The organism is Chelatococcus caeni, assembly GCF_014196925.1.
In the GTDB taxonomy this organism is placed as follows: domain Bacteria; phylum Pseudomonadota; class Alphaproteobacteria; order Rhizobiales; family Beijerinckiaceae; genus Chelatococcus_A; species Chelatococcus_A caeni.
In genome coordinates this window covers 235,409-251,294 of sequence record NZ_JACIEN010000004.1, presented here as the reverse complement: position 1 = coordinate 251,294, position 15,886 = coordinate 235,409, and the positions used below count along the sequence as shown (strand labels likewise).

The 15,886-nt window shown below is 65.3% G+C and carries 19 protein-coding genes; 11 read left to right on the top strand and 8 right to left on the bottom strand.

Annotated elements, in window-relative coordinates:
* Positions 1–41 precede the first annotated feature (41 nt).
* The 7 genes from GGR16_RS17300 to GGR16_RS17270 all read right to left on the bottom strand — a co-directional run bounded on the left by GGR16_RS17300 (position 42) and on the right by GGR16_RS17270 (position 4,677).
* Positions 42–416 carry a hypothetical protein gene (locus GGR16_RS17300; protein ID WP_183317411.1) on the bottom strand — a complete coding sequence of 125 codons (375 nt, stop codon included), beginning with the start codon at positions 414–416 and terminating at the stop codon, positions 42–44.
* Positions 413–1,225: an IclR family transcriptional regulator gene (locus tag GGR16_RS17295; protein WP_019400870.1), complete on the bottom strand. Its 813-nt coding sequence runs from the start codon at positions 1,223–1,225 to the stop codon at positions 413–415. Before GGR16_RS17295 ends, GGR16_RS17300 begins: the two co-directional genes overlap by 4 nt.
* A gap of 35 nt (positions 1,226–1,260) precedes the next feature.
* A complete protein-coding gene (locus tag GGR16_RS17290) occupies positions 1,261–1,647 on the bottom strand; it encodes a RidA family protein (RefSeq protein ID WP_019400871.1) in 387 nt (128 codons plus the stop codon).
* Between the two features lie 14 nt (positions 1,648–1,661).
* Positions 1,662–2,429: an amino acid ABC transporter ATP-binding protein gene (locus GGR16_RS17285; RefSeq protein ID WP_183317410.1), complete on the bottom strand. Its 768-nt coding sequence runs from the start codon at positions 2,427–2,429 to the stop codon at positions 1,662–1,664.
* Positions 2,430–2,440: 11 nt separating this feature from the next.
* Complete coding sequence (locus GGR16_RS17280; RefSeq protein WP_019400873.1) at positions 2,441–3,103, bottom strand: amino acid ABC transporter permease; 663 nt, start codon at positions 3,101–3,103, stop codon at positions 2,441–2,443.
* Positions 3,104–3,107: 4 nt separating this feature from the next.
* A complete protein-coding gene (locus GGR16_RS17275) occupies positions 3,108–3,770 on the bottom strand; it encodes an amino acid ABC transporter permease (protein WP_183317409.1) in 663 nt (220 codons plus the stop codon).
* A 61-nt stretch (positions 3,771–3,831) separates the two neighbouring features.
* Positions 3,832–4,677, bottom strand: coding sequence for a transporter substrate-binding protein (locus tag GGR16_RS17270; RefSeq protein ID WP_183317408.1), 846 nt, complete (start codon positions 4,675–4,677; stop codon positions 3,832–3,834).
* Positions 4,678–4,808: 131 nt separating this feature from the next.
* Between GGR16_RS17270 and GGR16_RS17265 the strand changes: the two genes are divergently transcribed.
* Positions 4,809–5,867 (top strand): D-TA family PLP-dependent enzyme, encoded by a 1,059-nt coding sequence (locus tag GGR16_RS17265; RefSeq protein ID WP_019400876.1) that lies wholly within the window; start codon positions 4,809–4,811, stop codon positions 5,865–5,867.
* Between the two features lie 430 nt (positions 5,868–6,297).
* Here GGR16_RS17265 and GGR16_RS17260 read toward each other — a convergent pair whose 3' ends face one another.
* Positions 6,298–7,209: a LysR family transcriptional regulator gene (locus GGR16_RS17260; protein ID WP_019400877.1), complete on the bottom strand. Its 912-nt coding sequence runs from the start codon at positions 7,207–7,209 to the stop codon at positions 6,298–6,300.
* Positions 7,210–7,364: 155 nt separating this feature from the next.
* Between GGR16_RS17260 and GGR16_RS17255 the strand changes: the two genes are divergently transcribed.
* The 10 genes from GGR16_RS17255 to GGR16_RS17210 all read left to right on the top strand — a co-directional run bounded on the left by GGR16_RS17255 (position 7,365) and on the right by GGR16_RS17210 (position 15,869).
* Entirely contained in the window at positions 7,365–8,330 is a 966-nt protein-coding gene (locus GGR16_RS17255) for an agmatinase (RefSeq protein ID WP_026014902.1), read from the top strand.
* Positions 8,331–8,384: 54 nt separating this feature from the next.
* Entirely contained in the window at positions 8,385–9,257 is an 873-nt protein-coding gene (locus GGR16_RS17250) for a transporter substrate-binding domain-containing protein (RefSeq protein ID WP_246373148.1), read from the top strand.
* Between the two features lie 138 nt (positions 9,258–9,395).
* Positions 9,396–10,055, top strand: a complete 660-nt coding sequence (locus GGR16_RS17245; RefSeq protein WP_019400880.1) for an amino acid ABC transporter permease — start codon at positions 9,396–9,398, stop codon at positions 10,053–10,055.
* Between the two features lie 4 nt (positions 10,056–10,059).
* Positions 10,060–10,782 carry an amino acid ABC transporter permease gene (locus tag GGR16_RS17240; protein ID WP_183317407.1) on the top strand — a complete coding sequence of 241 codons (723 nt, stop codon included), beginning with the start codon at positions 10,060–10,062 and terminating at the stop codon, positions 10,780–10,782.
* On the top strand, positions 10,779–11,600 hold the full coding sequence (locus tag GGR16_RS17235; protein WP_183317406.1) for an amino acid ABC transporter ATP-binding protein: 822 nt from the start codon (positions 10,779–10,781) through the stop codon (positions 11,598–11,600). Before GGR16_RS17240 ends, GGR16_RS17235 begins: the two co-directional genes overlap by 4 nt.
* Before the next feature lie 3 nt (positions 11,601–11,603).
* Positions 11,604–12,566, top strand: coding sequence for an arginase family protein (locus GGR16_RS17230; RefSeq protein ID WP_183317405.1), 963 nt, complete (start codon positions 11,604–11,606; stop codon positions 12,564–12,566).
* Positions 12,567–12,581: 15 nt separating this feature from the next.
* Positions 12,582–13,184, top strand: a complete 603-nt coding sequence (locus tag GGR16_RS17225; protein ID WP_019400884.1) for a DUF1989 domain-containing protein — start codon at positions 12,582–12,584, stop codon at positions 13,182–13,184.
* Positions 13,185–13,661: 477 nt separating this feature from the next.
* Positions 13,662–14,390 carry a DUF899 domain-containing protein gene (locus GGR16_RS17220; protein ID WP_183317404.1) on the top strand — a complete coding sequence of 243 codons (729 nt, stop codon included), beginning with the start codon at positions 13,662–13,664 and terminating at the stop codon, positions 14,388–14,390.
* 36 nt (positions 14,391–14,426) lie between these two features.
* On the top strand, positions 14,427–14,912 hold the full coding sequence (locus GGR16_RS17215) for a DUF1579 domain-containing protein (protein ID WP_183317403.1): 486 nt from the start codon (positions 14,427–14,429) through the stop codon (positions 14,910–14,912).
* A 357-nt stretch (positions 14,913–15,269) separates the two neighbouring features.
* Entirely contained in the window at positions 15,270–15,869 is a 600-nt protein-coding gene (locus GGR16_RS17210) for a biliverdin-producing heme oxygenase (protein WP_183317530.1), read from the top strand.
* The last annotated feature ends 17 nt before the right edge of the window (positions 15,870–15,886 follow it).

Here is a 15,886-nt window from a genome sequence, read left to right as displayed (position 1 = left end):
CGACGCAGGAGCGCCTCCGGCGACGTCGACGCTTCGCAAAATTAGCGCGCTGCCACCAAGGCCTCGCTGCATGCTTCCCTCTGAAACGCTATGTCCGCCTGCGCATCTTGCTGCGGGCCAGGAGGCGCGCCGCCGAGGGGCTCAAGCCGCTGGAGCTGGCGCGCATCGGCGAGCGTGACGGGTATCGCGTCGACACCGATGCCTAGCACAATCACAAGTCCGGCTTCATGCCGAACGTGGTGAACGGCCTCCATGTCGGCGCGATCTGCAGGACCTGCGAGACGGGCAAGATCCGCCGTCGGGACGGCCAGGCGATGCTCATGAGCCGGGAACCGGCCGCCGTGCACGCCCCGCCACTTCACAGCGAACGCGCCTCCCGCCTTCTTCAGGTGAAGGATACCGAGCGCCGCATTCAATACGTGCCACCTGCCGACTGGCGCGCGCTCGAGGCCGGATGACCGAGCGATGCGGACAGTTCCTGAGCGCAGGCCTTGAGCACGCCAAGATAGGCAGCGTGGTTCCTCAGGCCATCCTCCTTCGGCGCGACGAGGCAGAGCGTGGCGATGCAAGTCGCGTCACTGCGGTAAACCGGCACCGCGAAGCAATGGGTAAAGGTCTCGACCGCACTGTTGAAGGTGAAGTGGCCGGCTTCGCTCGCGCTGCGCACCTGGGCGATGAACTCGGCCGGGGCGAGCCATTCCCCGTTCGGCAGGCGGAAGTCCTCTTCCGGGATGAAGGCCAGGATCTCGTCGTCGCTCATGTGGGTGACGAAAAGGCGCCCGGAGGCGGTCCACGGGATCGGCACCCGCTCGCCGATGCTGGAGGAGATGCGGAAGGGCCGCTTGCCCTCGCGCATCTGGACAACGACATATTTGTTGCCGTCGAGCAGGCACATCTGCGCCGTCTCGCGCGTCTCTTCCGTGATGCGCGTCAGGAGCCGGTCGCCTTCCCGCATCAGGTCGAACTGCTCGGCATAGGCCGTTCCGAGGAAGTAGAGCTTGCGGCCGAGGAAGACCCGGCCGTCGTCGTCCTGGTATTCGAGCACGCCCTGGCGCAGCAGCAGGTTGACGAGCTCGTAGACGGACGAGCGCGGCACGCCCATGCGCTGGGCGATCTCATTCGGTCGCATCGGCTTGCGGGCAAGGCGCAGGAAGTCGAGGATCTCGAACGCGCGGTCGAGCCCGCGCGCCCTGCGGCCGGTCATCTCCGCCGAAATCTCGTCCATGCACCTCTCCCGTGGCGGCCGCATCGTGCCGCCGGTTACCCCTTGGCCTTATAGGCCACGCAGTCGATCTCGACCTTGCAATCGACCATCATGCTCGAGCGCACGCAAGCGCGGGCCGGCGGATGGGCGCCGAAATATTCCGCGTAGATCCCGTTGAAGGTCCAGAAATCGCGCGGATCGTCCAGCCAGACGCCGATGCGCACCACGTCCTCGACGCCGTAGCCGGCCTCATGGAGGATGGCGATGAGGTTCTCGATCGCCTTGCGGGTCTCGGCGACGATGCCGCCGGGGACGATCTCGCCGCCCGCCATGGCGACCTGACCGGAGACGTAGAGCCAGCCGTCCGCCTCCACGGCGCGGGCGAAGGGCAGGGGCTGCTTGCCTGCGCCGGTCTCGCCGGCGCCGTAACGTTTGATGGACACGTCGGTCTCCTTGTTCAGCGGAAGGTCGAAGTCTTGAGGAACTCCGCCAGACGTTCGGTCTTGGGCGTGACGAACATCTCGCGCGGATCGCCCTCTTCCCCGATGCGTCCCTGGTTCATGAAGATGACCCGGTTCGCCACCTCGTAAGCGAAGCGCATCTCGTGGGTGACGATGAGCATGCTCATGCCGTCCCTGGCGAGATCCTTGATGACCTGCAGGACCTCGTTGACGAGCTCGGGGTCGAGCGCCGAGGTCACCTCGTCGAAGAGCATCAGCAGGGGGTTCATGGCGATGGCGCGGGCGATGGCGACACGCTGCTGCTGCCCGCCCGAGAGCTGGCCGGGATAATGATCCTTGCGCGCGAGGAGGCCGACCCGCTCCAGCCAGCGCTCGGCGATCGTGCGTGCCTCCGCGCGCGACAGCTTCTTCACCTTGATGAGGCCGAGGGTGACGTTGTCGAGCGCCGTCAGGTGCGGGAAGAGGTTGAACTGCTGGAAGGCCATGCCGGTCAGCAGCCGCTGGCGGGCGATCTCCCGCTCCCTCTTGCGCCGGCGCATGCCGCCAACCGTCTCGTAGCCGATCTCCTCGTCGTTGATGCGGATGGTCCCACCCTGGAACTCCTCGAGCATGTTGATGCAGCGCAGCATGGTCGTCTTGCCCGAGCCGCTTGAGCCGATGACACAGACGACGTCGCCCTTCGCCATGTCGCAGTCGACGCCCTTGAGCACCTCCGTCGCGCCGTAGCGCTTGTGCAGGTCGCGGATTTCGAGAAGCTTGGTCATGACGGCGGCTTTCACGAGGGAATGGTGGTACGGCGCTCGACATATTTGCCGAAGCGCTCGATGCCGTAGTTGACGACGAAATAGAGCGCGCCGGCGAAGAAATAGAACGGCAGGCTCATGAAGGTGCGGGAGATGATCTCCTGCGTCGTCAGCAGCAGTTCGCCGACGCCGATGATGGAGAGCAGGGTCGAGGCCTTGACCATCTCGGCGGCGGTGTTGACCCAGGTCGGCAGGACGTGGCGGATGGCCTGCGGCGCGAGCACGTAAATGAAGGCCTGGTGGAAGGTGAGGCCGATCACCTTGGCCGCCTCGGTCTGGCCGCGGGGGATCGCCTGGAGCGCCCCGCGCAGCATCTCGCCGACATGCGAGCTGCAGAAGACGGCGAGCGCCAGCACGCCCGCCTCGAACGGGTTGAGCTGCAGGCCGATGGTGCTGAGCATGTAGTAGCTCGCCAGCACCAGCACGAGCACCGGCGTGCCGCGGATGAAATCGGTGTAGCCTCGCATCAGCCAACGCAGCGGCAGCGCGCCATAGGTCAGCGCAAGGCCGACGAGGACGCCGAGGAGCGAGCCGGCGACGATGGCGAGGAGCGAGATGGATACCGTGCGCCACAGCCCTTCGAGGAGGATGTAGCGGACGATCCAGAGCTCGTTGAGGAAGGGGCCGAGTTCCATGGCCTCACCGCAGGATGGCGAGCCGGCGCTCGATGCGGCGCATGAGCGCGGCAAGCACCGTACAGGTGGCGACATAAAGGCAGCTCGCCACGATCCACGTCTCGACCACGCGGAAGGTCTCGACGTTGATCTTGCGTGCCTCGAAGGTGAGCTCGGGTACGGCGATGGCCGCGGCGAGCGACGTATCCTTGAATAGCGAGATGAAGGTGCTGGACAACGCCGGCAGTACATTGCGCAGCATCACCGGCAGGGTGATGGAGGTGCGGATCTGCATCTCGGTGAGACCGATGGCGAGCCCTGCCTCGCGCAGGCCCGGCGGCACGGCGATCAGCCCGGCGCGGAAGACCTCGGCGAGATAGGCGCCGGAATAGATGGCCAAGGTCGCGATGAAGGAATTGATCTTGTCGAGCCTGACGCCGAGCTGCGGCAGCGCGAAATAGGTGAAGAGCACCAGCACCAGGATCGGCGTGTTGCGGATCACGGTCACGTAGAGCCCTGCCGGCCGGCGCAGGAGGCCCGACGGCGAGCGCAGCGCGAAGGCGACGACGAGGCCTATAACGCAGCCGATGGCGATGGCGACGATCGCCAGCATCAGGCTGAGCCCGAGGCCGGCGAGGAGCCGGTCGAAGCTGCGCCAGACGGCGTCGAAATTGAGAGTGTAGCCCATGACGGGGAGGGTTCTCCGCCGGTCGCGGGAGGCGGCGCGGGCGCCGCCTCGGCGCTGCCGCTTACTTGAACTCGACGGGGATTCCGATCTGCGGCGGGGCGAGATCGACGCCGAACCATTTCTTGAAGGAGGCCGCGTAGAAATCGAACTCGACGCCGGTCATGGCCTCGTGCAGGGCCGTATTGACGAAGTTCAGCCAGTCCTGGTCACCGCGGGCAACGGCACAGGAATAGCTCTGCGGATTCCAGCCATAGCCGGCATCCTTATAGCGGCCGGGGTTCTGCGTCATGAACCAGGCGATCGACGACTGGTCGGTGGCCGCGGCGTCGGCGCGGCCGGATTCGAGCGCCTGGTAGATCAGGTCGACGGATTCGTACTGATCGACCTTCGCCTGCGGCAGGGCCGCGTGCACCATGGACTCGGCATAGACGTTCTGCAGCACCGAGATGGTGACCGAGGAGCCGGCGGCCTTGAGCGCAGCATAATCGGCATAGCTGCCGTTCGCCTTCAGCATCAGGCCGACGCCCTCGCGGTAGTAGGGAATGGTGAAGGCGACCTGCTGGGCACGCTCGCCGGTCACCGTCATGAACTGGCAGGTGATGTCGACCTTGCCCGTGGTGATGTTGGGGATGCGGGCGTCCGACGACTGGGTGACGAACTCGATCTTTTCCGGGTCGCCGAACAGGGCCTTGGCGATCACGCGGCCCATGTCGATGTCGAAGCCCTGCAGCTTGCCGTCAGCGCCCTTGAAGTGCCACGGCGCGTTGGTGCTGCCGGTGCCGAGGACGAGGCGGCCGCGGGAGAGCACGTCATCGAGCTTGCTCTTGGCCGGCTGGGCCTCTGCGGCGGTGGTCGAGAGAATGGCGGCGGCCGCGAGCACGGCCGCGAAACGGCACTGGCTGAACATGGTGGTTCCCCTGGTTATATTGTCCAATATAGAAGACATGTGTCTTCAATACTGGATTGACGCATTCTTCGTCCTGCCGCATAGCTTGTCAAGCGATGCGATCGCCGCCCGGACGCAAGGAGAGGGAGTGGATGGACGCAGCAATCGAAACGCCCGCCGTGGTCGTCGACCTCGACGTGACGCGGTGCAATATCGACCGCTTCCAGCACTATGCGGATGCGCACGGGCTCAAGGTGCGGCCGCACATCAAGACCCATAAGCTGCCGGCGGTCGCCGCCCTGCAGCTCGCCGCGGGCGCGGTCGGCATCACCTGCCAGAAGGTATCGGAGGCCGAGGCGATGGCGGCAGCCGAGCCGGCCATTACCGATATCCTCATCACCTACAACATCCTCGGCGAGGCAAAGCTGGCGCGGCTGCGCGCCTTGGCGGAGCGGGTGCGACTTTCGGTGGTCGCCGATAGCACGGTGGTCGTCGAGGGGCTGTCACGCACCTTCGCCGGGGCCGGGGTGCCGCTCAGGGTGCTCGTCGAGTGCGACACCGGCGCCCGGCGGTGCGGCGTCGCGACCCCGCAGGATGCCGCCCGGCTCGCGTCAAGGATCGCCGCTTCGCCGGGCCTGAGTTTCCACGGCCTCATGACTTACCCGCCGGTCGGTGGCACGGCGGCCGTCCAGGCCTTCATGAGCGAGGCACGGGGACTGATCGAGGCGGCGGGCCTGCCGGTCGCGGTCATCTCCTCCGGCGGCACGCCGGACATGATGGCGGCGCATCAAGCGCCGATCGTCACCGAATACCGGCCCGGCACCTATGTCTACAACGACCGCTCGCTGGTGAGCCGTGGCGTCTGCGGCTGGGACGACTGCGCGCTGACGGTGCTCGCCACCGTCGTCTCCGTCCCGGCGCCGGGACGCGCCATCATTGATGCCGGCAGCAAGGTGCTGACTTCGGATCTTCTCGGGTTGACCGGCTACGGCCACGTTCTCGGCCGACCGGACATCGTCATCGATCAATTATCGGAGGAGCATGGGCGGCTCGTCAGCGAAGGCCCGATCGACCTGACCGTCGGCGAGAGGGTGCGCATCGTGCCGAACCATGCCTGTGTGGTAACCAATATGGTCGACAGCCTGCACATCGTCTCTACAGACGCCGCGGATGTGATCTGGCCCGTAGTCGCCCGCGGCAAAGTCATCTAGCCCAAACGGGGCACCGATGCCCGACCCGTTCGCCCCGAATGATGTTCAGCGTGTGACGATCGCTGGTGGGACCACTGTCCGAAGGGGCGAGTAATTGCGAGTTCTCGCCAAGCGAGACCAACGAAATCCGAGGACCTGTGGGAGAGACACAGGCGCCGCCGCGAGGCTTGCGCGACCGGCCGTTCGGTGCAGCCGACCCGGGGGGACCGCGCGACTGATGGCGGCGACAACGCGAGCCCGGGCAGGCTGTGCCCACGTCTTTCCTGCTGCGACACGCGGCATCACGGGAGGACTTTGAGACGTTCCGGCGCTCGCCTTCAGCCTGCAGAGAGGTTGGTCCCGGAGCAGAATGAGCCGTGCCGGGCGTGATCCCTCGCAGGATCATCTGTTTTTGATTGCACCGTCCGCGGTGTCGGGGGCGGAACCCTCGTCATGTTTCTCTCCCGATGTCGGTGAACAGGCGAACGAACAGCTGTCCACTCGGCGGCAACGGCCGCTCAACCAGGGAAATCAGGGAGAACTGCGTCGTATAGCGCAACGCCTCGGCATTGCCGACTTCCACGAGAGGGTAGCGAGGCGCGAGCATCCCGGCATAGTGGGTCGGCAGGAAGCCGACGAAGCCGCCGCTTGCGATCATGGTCGCCACCGCTTCCAGGCCGAAGGCGACGGCGCGCCGTCCGACCTCCAGCTGCTCGGCGAGGGTTTGTGTGCGCCGGTCGTTGGTGCGCGTCACGAGCACGGAGCGGCCCTCGCGAAGGGCGGCAAGATCGCACCCGGGCGCGGCCGCATAGAGGCGGAACTCCTCTGAGAAAAGCGGCCGGTACGCGAGCTTTGTGTTGCCCGTCGGCTGACCGCTGATCGCGAGATGGGCGCGCCGCTCGACGACGTCGCGCACAAGGTCGTTGGGCAGGCCGACCGACAGATTGACGGTCACGTCCGGTGCGCATCGGCGGAAGCGCTCCAGTGCCTCGGCCATTCTGCACTGCGGATTGGACAGGCAGTTGTCGGCGATGCCGATGCATAATTCACCCGTCAGGATGTCGCGGGCGAGATTGAGCTCATGACGCACCGCCTCCAGGGCGTCGCAGGCGGCGATGCTTGCGCGCAGGGCACGCTCGCCGAAATCCGTCAGTTCGAAGCCCGCCGGCCCGCGGAAGCAAAGGCGTGCCCCGAGCCGGGTTTCAAGCGCCTGCAGATGGCGGCTGATGGTCGAGCGCTCCATCCCGAGCTTTTCTTCAGCCGCCGAAAGCCCGCCTGCCTCCGCGACACCGCGGAAGATGCGCAGGAGCCTGAGGTCAGCCTCCGTGACAGGCGGCACAGGTGTGCGCGCGTGCTGGTTCATGTTGCATCCTCTACAACCATGGTTTTGCACATCGCTATTCTCGCTACGGTGCCGCAGGACCTAAGCTATCCCTGTGCAGTACTTCTGCAGAAGAAGCCTTGTTAGGAAGCATCTGCCGAAATATTCGGCAGGAGAGAGGATTGCTTGGAGGAGCCATGGCACTGCCATTGACCGTCCCGCCCACTACGAAGCACCAGAGCTTTCTTTGGTCTCCCATCTCGACGGATCTCGACGCGCTCGATGCACACGTCGCCATCCTGGGCATTCCCTTCGGCAGCGCCTACGAGGCCACCGCCATCACCAACGACCAGACAAGGGCACCGGACGCCGTGCGGGCAGCGACGGACCGCGTCTGTCGCGGGCTCGAGCGCTATGACTTCGACGTCGGGGGCCCGATTTACGGTGGGCGGGCGCTCAAGGTCGTCGATGTCGGCAATGTACCGGCCGACATGACGGACCTTGCGAGCCATTACCGCCGGGCTGAAGAGGCTGTACGCAAGATTCTTGCCGCGGGCGCCATGCCAGTCACCATCGGCGGCGACCACGGCATTCCCATCCCGATCCTGCGGGCTTTCGAGGGCAGGGGGCCGATCACCCTCGTGCAGGTCGATGCGCATATCGACTGGCGCGATCATGTCAACGGCGTGCGAGACGGCCTCTCCAGTCCCATACGCCGCGCGTCCGAGATGTCGCATATCGGCGAAATCTTCCAGATCGGCATCCGCTCCCAGGGCAGCGCCCGTCCGGAGGAGGTCGAGGCTGCTGCGGCCTACGGCGCCAACATCATTTCCGCATACGAGGTGCACGACGGTGGCATGGAGGCCGTGCTCGCCCGTATTCCCGATGGTGGGCAGTACTACATCACCATCGACGCAGACGGCCTCGATCCGAGCATCATGCCCGCAGTTGAAGGGCCGGCCCCGGGCGGACTCACCTTCCATCAGGTGCGCAAGCTCATCCACGGGCTGGTCGCCAAGGGCCGGGTGCTCGGCATGGACATCGTCGAAATCACCCCTTCGAGCGACGTCAACATGATCTCCGCCATCACTGCGGGGCGCCTCATCGTCAATCTCATCGGCGCGGCGGTGAGGGCGAACTACTTCGACGCGCCGCCCGCCTGAGGCGGCACATCGATCGAAAACGGCCGTTCCAACAACGAAAAGAGGGGTAGTGCCATGTCGATCATCAATCCATCACCTGTCGGTCGCAGAACCTGCAGCTTGCTCACGGGGGCCGTTTGCGTCGGCTTGGTTTTCGCCTGGCCGGCGCAGGCCGAGACGACTTTGGAGAAGATCAGGCGTACGGGTGAACTGACAGTCGGCACGGAGGCGGCCTTTCCGCCCTTCGAGTTCGTCAAGGACGGCAAGATCGTCGGTTACGGCTCGGATATCCTGGCAGAGGTGGTGAAGGAGCTCGGAGTCAAGAAGCTCAACCAGCTGGATCTGCCTTGGCAGGGCATCCTGCCCGGCGTGCTCGCCGGCAAGTTCGATTTCGTGGCGACGACTGTCGGCATCAACGAGGAACGTGCCAAGCGCTATGCCTATACGATGCCCATTGCCGATGGCATGCCCTATGCCATGAAGCGCAAAGGCGACGCGATCACGAAGATCGAAGACCTCAACGGCAAGGTTGTCGGAACTCAGCTCGCCTCCTCGACCGAGCCTGTGGCACGTGCACTCGATGCCAAGCTGAAGGCGGCCGGCGGCCCCGGTTTCAAGGAGCTCAAACTCTTTACGGCCTTCCCGGAAAGTTACGTGGCGCTCGCCAATGGCGAGATCGACGCCGTCATTCAATCTCTGCCGAGCCTTGCCGTGCTGGTGAAGGAAAAGCCCGACATCTTCGAGCTTGCCATGCCGACGTCGAAGGACGGTGGCTTCACCTATCTTGCCTGGGTCACGCGCCCTGACGACAAGGAGTTGCGCGACGCGATCTCCGGTGTCATCCGCAAGATGCGCGACGACGGACGTCTCGCCGCCCTGCAGGAGAAGTGGTTCGGCTTCGCGATGACGATTCCGGACGAGGGTTACCTGCCGCCCGGCGCCATGTAGCGCCGCCCCCGCCCACCACGCCGCCCACAGGCCGGCGGCGTGGTTCTTGCTCCGCATTGTCGAGGCTTTTCCGGCGGCGTCGCGCCGCGGCCGCGTGCCGCAAAGCCTTTCATCCAACGCAGGGGGAAAGATCCGGCAATGGGCTTCAAATTCGAATATCTGCTGTCGATCCTGCCGGATCTCGCCTTGGCGGCGCTGGTCAATGTGCGGCTTGCCGCCGTCATCATCGCGATAGCGCTGATGCTCGGCACCATGCTGACCGTGCTGCGCTCGCTCAAGCTCCGCCCTGTCAATGCGGTGGTCGCCATCGTCATCAGCTTCGTGCGTGGCACGCCGCTGCTGATCCAGATCTTCATTGCCTATTACGTCCTGCCAGCGGTCGGGCTCGACCTGACGCCGGAGGTTGCGGGAATTGCAGCGATCTCGTTCAACAGCATGGTTTTCGTCAGCGAGAGCATGCGTGGTGGCCTTGCCTCCATCGATCCAGGGCCTCTGGAGGCCGCGACGGCGCTTGGCCTCAGGCCGCCCGTCATCTGGTGGAAGGTGGTTCTGCCCCAGCTGTTCCGCCGCATCGCTCCAGTGCTCATCAACGAGGCGACCATCGTCGTCAAGGGGACGGCTCTGCTCTCGGTCATCACCGTGGTCGACGTGCTGCGAACGGCCCAGCAGATGGCGAGCTCAAGCTATCGGCCCTTTGAAACCCTCGTCGGCGCAGCCCTCGTCTTCCTGGTCGTCAATCTTGCCATCAGCCTCGCCGGCAAGACCGCCGAGGCCCGGTTCGCAGCGACGCGGATGTAACGCCATGCGTTTCGATGCCTCCATCCTTGTCGACTACTGGCCGCTCCTGGCCGAGGGCGCCTGGCTGACGCTGCGCATCACCATTGCGGCCTTTGCACTGGGCTATTTGGCGGGCATAGCGGTCGCGCTGCTCGCCATCCTGCCCGGCCGGCTGCCAAGGCTGATGGCAAGCGTCTATATCGAGACGCTCCGCAACATCCCCTTCATCATCATTCTCTTCGTCGTCTACTACGGGCTGCCCTTCTCCGGCGTTAGACTGCCGGCGACGCTGGTCGGCACGGCGGCGCTGGCACTCTTTGCCTCCGCCTACTACGCCGAGATCGTGCGCGCGGCGATCCTTGCCCTGCCGCGCGGTCAGTTCGAGAGCGCACGCGTCGTCGGCATGTCGCCGGCCCAGGCGATGTGGCACGTCGTGGCGCCCCAGGTGCTGCGAACGCTGGTGCCGCCGTCGACCAACATGACCCTGACGATGATGAAGGAATCGGCGGTGCTCTCCTCGGTCACCGTGCCCGAGCTCACCTACCAGAGCCTCATCGTGCAGGGGAACACCTTCGCACCCTTCGAGGTCTTCGCCGCTGTCGCAGCCATCTACTGGCTCATTGCCATCGGCATCGCCGAAGCGTCACGGCGGCTCGAGCGGCGCGTCGGCGCCGCCCAAGCCGCGAGCGTGTCGGCAAATCCGATCGCCGCGCGCTACCTTTCTCTGGATGCGCGGAGGCCGTCATGACAGCACAGCCGATCCTGCGCGTTTCGGCGCTTTCCAAGGAATTCCGCGGCACGAGAGCGCTCAATGAGTTCTACCTCGATGTCGCCGAAGGCGAGATCGTCGCCTTGATTGGCCCGAGTGGCTGCGGCAAGAGCACGCTTCTGCGCTGTCTGACGTGGCTGGAGCAGCCCGACGACGGCTTCATCGAGGTGGCGGGCCGGCCCTTTGGCCGCGCCCTCATGCCGCGTGGTGTCGTGCGCCGCCAGTCGCGGCGCGAGATTGATGCGCTCCGGCCGAAGATCGGCCTCGTGTTCCAGCAGCTCAACCTGTGGCCGCACTTGACCGCCCTCGAAAATGTGGTCCGGCCCCAGACGGTGGTGCTCGGCCGGGCGCGTGCCGAAGCAACGCGCCGGGCGGACGAACTGCTCGGGCGCCTCGGCCTCGCCGATCGGGCAGGACGCTATCCCCATGCCCTGTCCGGCGGCCAGAAGCAGCGTGTCGCGATCGCCCGGGCACTCGCCATGGAACCCGCCCTGATGCTCTTCGACGAGCCGACATCGGCGCTCGATCCCGAACTTGTCGGCGAGGTGCTCACGGTGCTGAAGTCGCTCGCCGCGACGGGGATGACCATGCTCGTCGTGACGCACGAGATCGGTTTTGCCGTCAACGTCGCCGATCGCATTGCCTTCATGGACGCCGGCGCGGTCATCGAGGAGGGGCCGGCGCGCGAGGTTGTCGCCAACCCGCGCACGCCGCGCCTGCGCAGTTTCCTCGACCTCGTGCTGGACAGGGCGCAGGTGCCCTCCGGCGAGACCCTCGCTTTACCGCAGACGGAGTAAGCCATGCCGCGTGTCAATCGCCCCTATGTGGGGATACCGTCCTTCCTGCGCTCGCGCATCGTCGAGGATATCGCGGGCCTTGATGCCGCGATCGCCGTCCTTGGCGTGCCCTTCGACGAGGGCTCCCCCTTCCTGCCCGGCAGCCGGCTTGGGCCGCGTGCCCTGCGCGAGCATTCGCTGCGGTTCGCCAGCGGCCGAGGTTATTACGATCCGGAGACGCGGCGCGAATATCTTGTCGAGGAGATGACACGAGGTCTCATCGCCGATGCCGGCGACGTCGATGTTCACCCTGCCAACGCCGAGCGCACCTTTGCCAACATCACCGAGGCGGTGCGCGGCATCATCGCGCGCGGCGCCATGCCCGTCGTCCTCGGCGGCGACCATTCCATCACCTATCCGATCTTTCGCGCCTTCGACGAAAAGCTGCACGTCATCCATTTCGACGCGCATACCGACTATGCGCCCTTCGAGAACGATCTCAGGCACACCAACAGCCACGCCTTCCGCCACATCGCCGGCATGGGCAACACGCTCTCCCTGACGCAGGTCGGCATCCGCAGCCTGCGCCATTCGCCGGACCAGGTGGAGGAGGTCATCGCGTCCGGCAACCGCATCATTCCGATGGGCGAGTTTCGCCGCCTGGGGCCGGCAGGCATCGCGGCGCTCCTGCCGGAAGGCTCGCGCGTCTATGTCTCCATCGACGTCGATGCGCTCGACATGTCGCTGGTACCGGGTTGCGTCTCGGCCGAGCCGAACGGCATGAGCTATCCGGAGCTGCGCGACAGCCTGAAGGCGATCGCCGAGCGCCACGACATCGCGGGCTTCGACTTCGTCGAGGTCAATCCGCCGCTCGATGTCGGTACGGGCGTTACCGCCTATCTCGGTGCGCTGACCGTCATCGAGTTCCTCGGCCACATCTGCGCCCAACCACGTTGGGCGGCGCGCCGTCTTGCTCGGGCGGCTTGAGAAGGAGAAGGTCCCATGGCGATCACGCGCGACATCATCCCGGCCACCCGCGGCAAGGCCCTGCGCTTATCCGCAGGCGAGGCCGTCAAGGTCATCAACACGCATGGGGCGCAGGTGGTCGACACTTGGGCCTTCTGCGTCGAGGACCTCTCGCACCACATGTCGATGGAGCACACGCGCGTCGAGAACGGCCGGCTTATGCCGGCCGTCGGGCAGACGCTGTTCACCAACAGGCGTGAGCCAATCCTTGTCCTGGAGGAGGATACCTCGCCGGGCATCCACGACACGCTGATGGCAGCCTGTGACCGGTGGCGCTATGAGCACCTTGGCTGCACCGAATATCACCGCAACTGCGCCGACAACATGGTCGAGGCAATGGCCGGGATCGGCCTCGAGGCCGCATATGTGCCGCAGCCGCTCAACCTTTTCATGCACATCCCCATCAATGGCGACTTCACCCTCACGCAGGGAGAGCCGCTGACCAAGCCGGGCGACTACGTCACGTTGCGGGCGGCGCGGGACTGCTACGTCGTCTTCTCTGCCTGTCCGCAGGACATCACGCCGATCAATGGTGCCGGCCGCAAGCCGACGGAGGCGCATATCGAGGTCGCAGGCTAACGACCTCGAACCTCTCGCATCGGCTGCTGGCGCCGCAACGGCGCGAGCGGCTTACGCAGCGAGCCCTTGAGGCGCATGAAATCGGCCTTCTGTGGCGGGTGCCATTCTTCGAGGTCGCAGCCGAGGCACCATGCACCACGCCGGCATGGCCGCGGTTGACGACAGGTGCTCGGCGCTCCACGCGCCGGTGAATGTCATGGCATTGATGCGCGCAATGAGGTCGCATGACTGAAACATGAACCAAGCTTCAGTAGCGGATCCTGGAATCTATATATTTCAGTGGCTTACCGTTCGCTAGCGTGCCCCGTCGCGCAATTCGGATAGGCAATGAACCAGCTCCGAAGGGGCAGAACCGTGAATTGCGCGAGGCGCAAGGGCGCGCGCTTTGACTTCGACCAGTAATGTTGATATCAACCTAATTGAGCGGAGGGGGCATCCAAGCGGTGATCGGTTCGCCGCACACCAGCGGAGGATATCATGCAGCACCCGGTTGTCTCGCGGGAGGAGTGGCTCGAGGCACGCCGCGCGCTCCTCGCCAAGGAGAAGGAATTCACGCATCTGCGCGATAAGGTGAACGCCGCCCGTCTCGCGCTGCCGTGGGTGCGGGTCGACAAGCCCTATGTCTTCGACACGCCTCAGGGACGCAAGACGCTGGCGGAGCTGTTCGCCGGCCGCAGCCAGCTCGTCGTCTATCATTTCATGCTCGGACCGGACTGGGAGGCGGGATGCACCGGCTGCTCCTTCCTCGCCGACCATCTCGACGGCGCGCTGCCGCATCTCGAGAACCATGACGTGACCATGCTTGCCGTCTCGCGCGCGCCGCTCGACAGGATCGAGGCCTACAAGCGCAGGATGGGCTGGCGCTTCCCGTGGGTGTCGTCCCACGGCAGCGACTTCAACTATGATTTCCACGTCTCCTTCACGCCCGAGGCCCTGGGCAAGGGCAGCGTCTACTACAATTACGAGATGATCCCGCGCGAGCAGGCCCATGATGAACTGCCGGGGCTCAGCGCCTTCTACAGGGATGAGAATGGGGAGGTGTTCCACACCTATTCCAGCTATGCTCGCGGCGGCGAGGAACTCATCGGCACCCTCATGATCCTCGACCGGGCGCCGCTCGGCCGCAACGAGCACACGATCATGGACTGGGTGCGCCGTCACGACGAATACGAGGCGGCGCCGGCGGGGCGCGCCTGCTGCGCCTGAAGCCCCGTTGCCCCAACCACCACGAAAAGCCTGGAGATGACGATGCAGAAAGCAGAACCGACGCAGGAGCACCGCTGGCTCGAACAGCTCGTCGGCGAGTGGGCCGTGCGGAACGACGCCCCCGCGCCCGGCCAGGAGGAGACCGCGGAATGGTCGGAGACCGTGCGCTCGCTCGACGGCATCTGGTTCGTCAGCGAAGGCAGCGGCGACATGCCCGGCTGCGGTCCCATCCAGACCCTGCTGACGCTCGGCTACGATCCGCAGAAGAAGCGCTACGTCGGCACCTGGATCGGCTCGATGATGACCTACCTGTGGGTCTATGAGGGCACGCTCGACGAGACCGGCAAGGTGTTGACCCTCGACTGCATCGGCCCTGACTTCGAGCGGCCGGGCGAAACGGCGCGCTATCAGGACATCGTGACGATCATCGACAGGGACAATCGCAAGTTCACGGCCCGTGTGCAGAAACCGGACGGATCGTGGAGCGAAATGATGAGCGCCCATTATCGCCGCAAGGCCTGAGCCTGCACGTCCGGCCGACCGTGTCCTTCGAGGCGCCCCGCCATGCGGGGCGCCTTTTCGTTATGGTACGGGGCGGCCGCCAATATGCTCTTTGCGGTATTGTTTATTTCCAGCAATTGCTGCAATAAAAAAGAGCGTTGGCAGCCGAAAATCGCCTCCATCCACAGTTTAAAAACATTATAAACTGAAGCCGCCGGCTGTTTTCCGATCTGTCGGGATCATCAATATTGAGATATTGCGGTAAAAAATGCGCGGACATGATGCGCGGTGGAGCTCGCCGACCACATGACCGCCATCGTTAGCAAGGCGGACAACATGACGGAACCGGACAGCAACGGGGATTTGACCTTGAACATGATGGAACGGCCGGCCGCGGAGGCCATGGCGATGAGCGGACGGGCCAAGCAGCTCAAGGCCCAAACGCATGAGACGCATGAGGCGCTGGACAAGCGCATCATGGCCGGTGCGCCCTTCGCCGATCGCGGCAATTACGGCCGCTTCCTCGCGGTGCAGCATGCCTTCCACCGCGACATCGACGCGCTCTATTCGAACCCGGCGCTCGATGTGCTCCTGCCCGATCTCGCAGGCCGGCGACGCCTGGCACAGATCGAGCAGGACATCGTCGATCTCGGCGGGTCAGTGCCGGAGATCGCGGCGGCGCCGGTCTTCGGGACGAGCGCCGACCTGCCGACGGCGCTCGGCTGGCTCTATGTCGCCGAGGGCTCCAACCTCGGCGCCGCCTTCCTCCTCAAGGCGGCGGCGGTGCTCGGCCTGTCGGAGACGTTCGGCGCACGCCATCTCGCCGGCCATCCCGACGGCCGCGGCCTGCACTGGCGCACCTTCACCGCCGCCCTCGACGGCATCGCGCTGACGGAAGCCGAGGAAGGCCGGGTGATCGCAGGGGCGGAAGCCGCCTTCAGGCGCGTGCACGGCCTCGTCGAGGTGCATTTCGGCTGAACGCGCCGCGGCGCAGG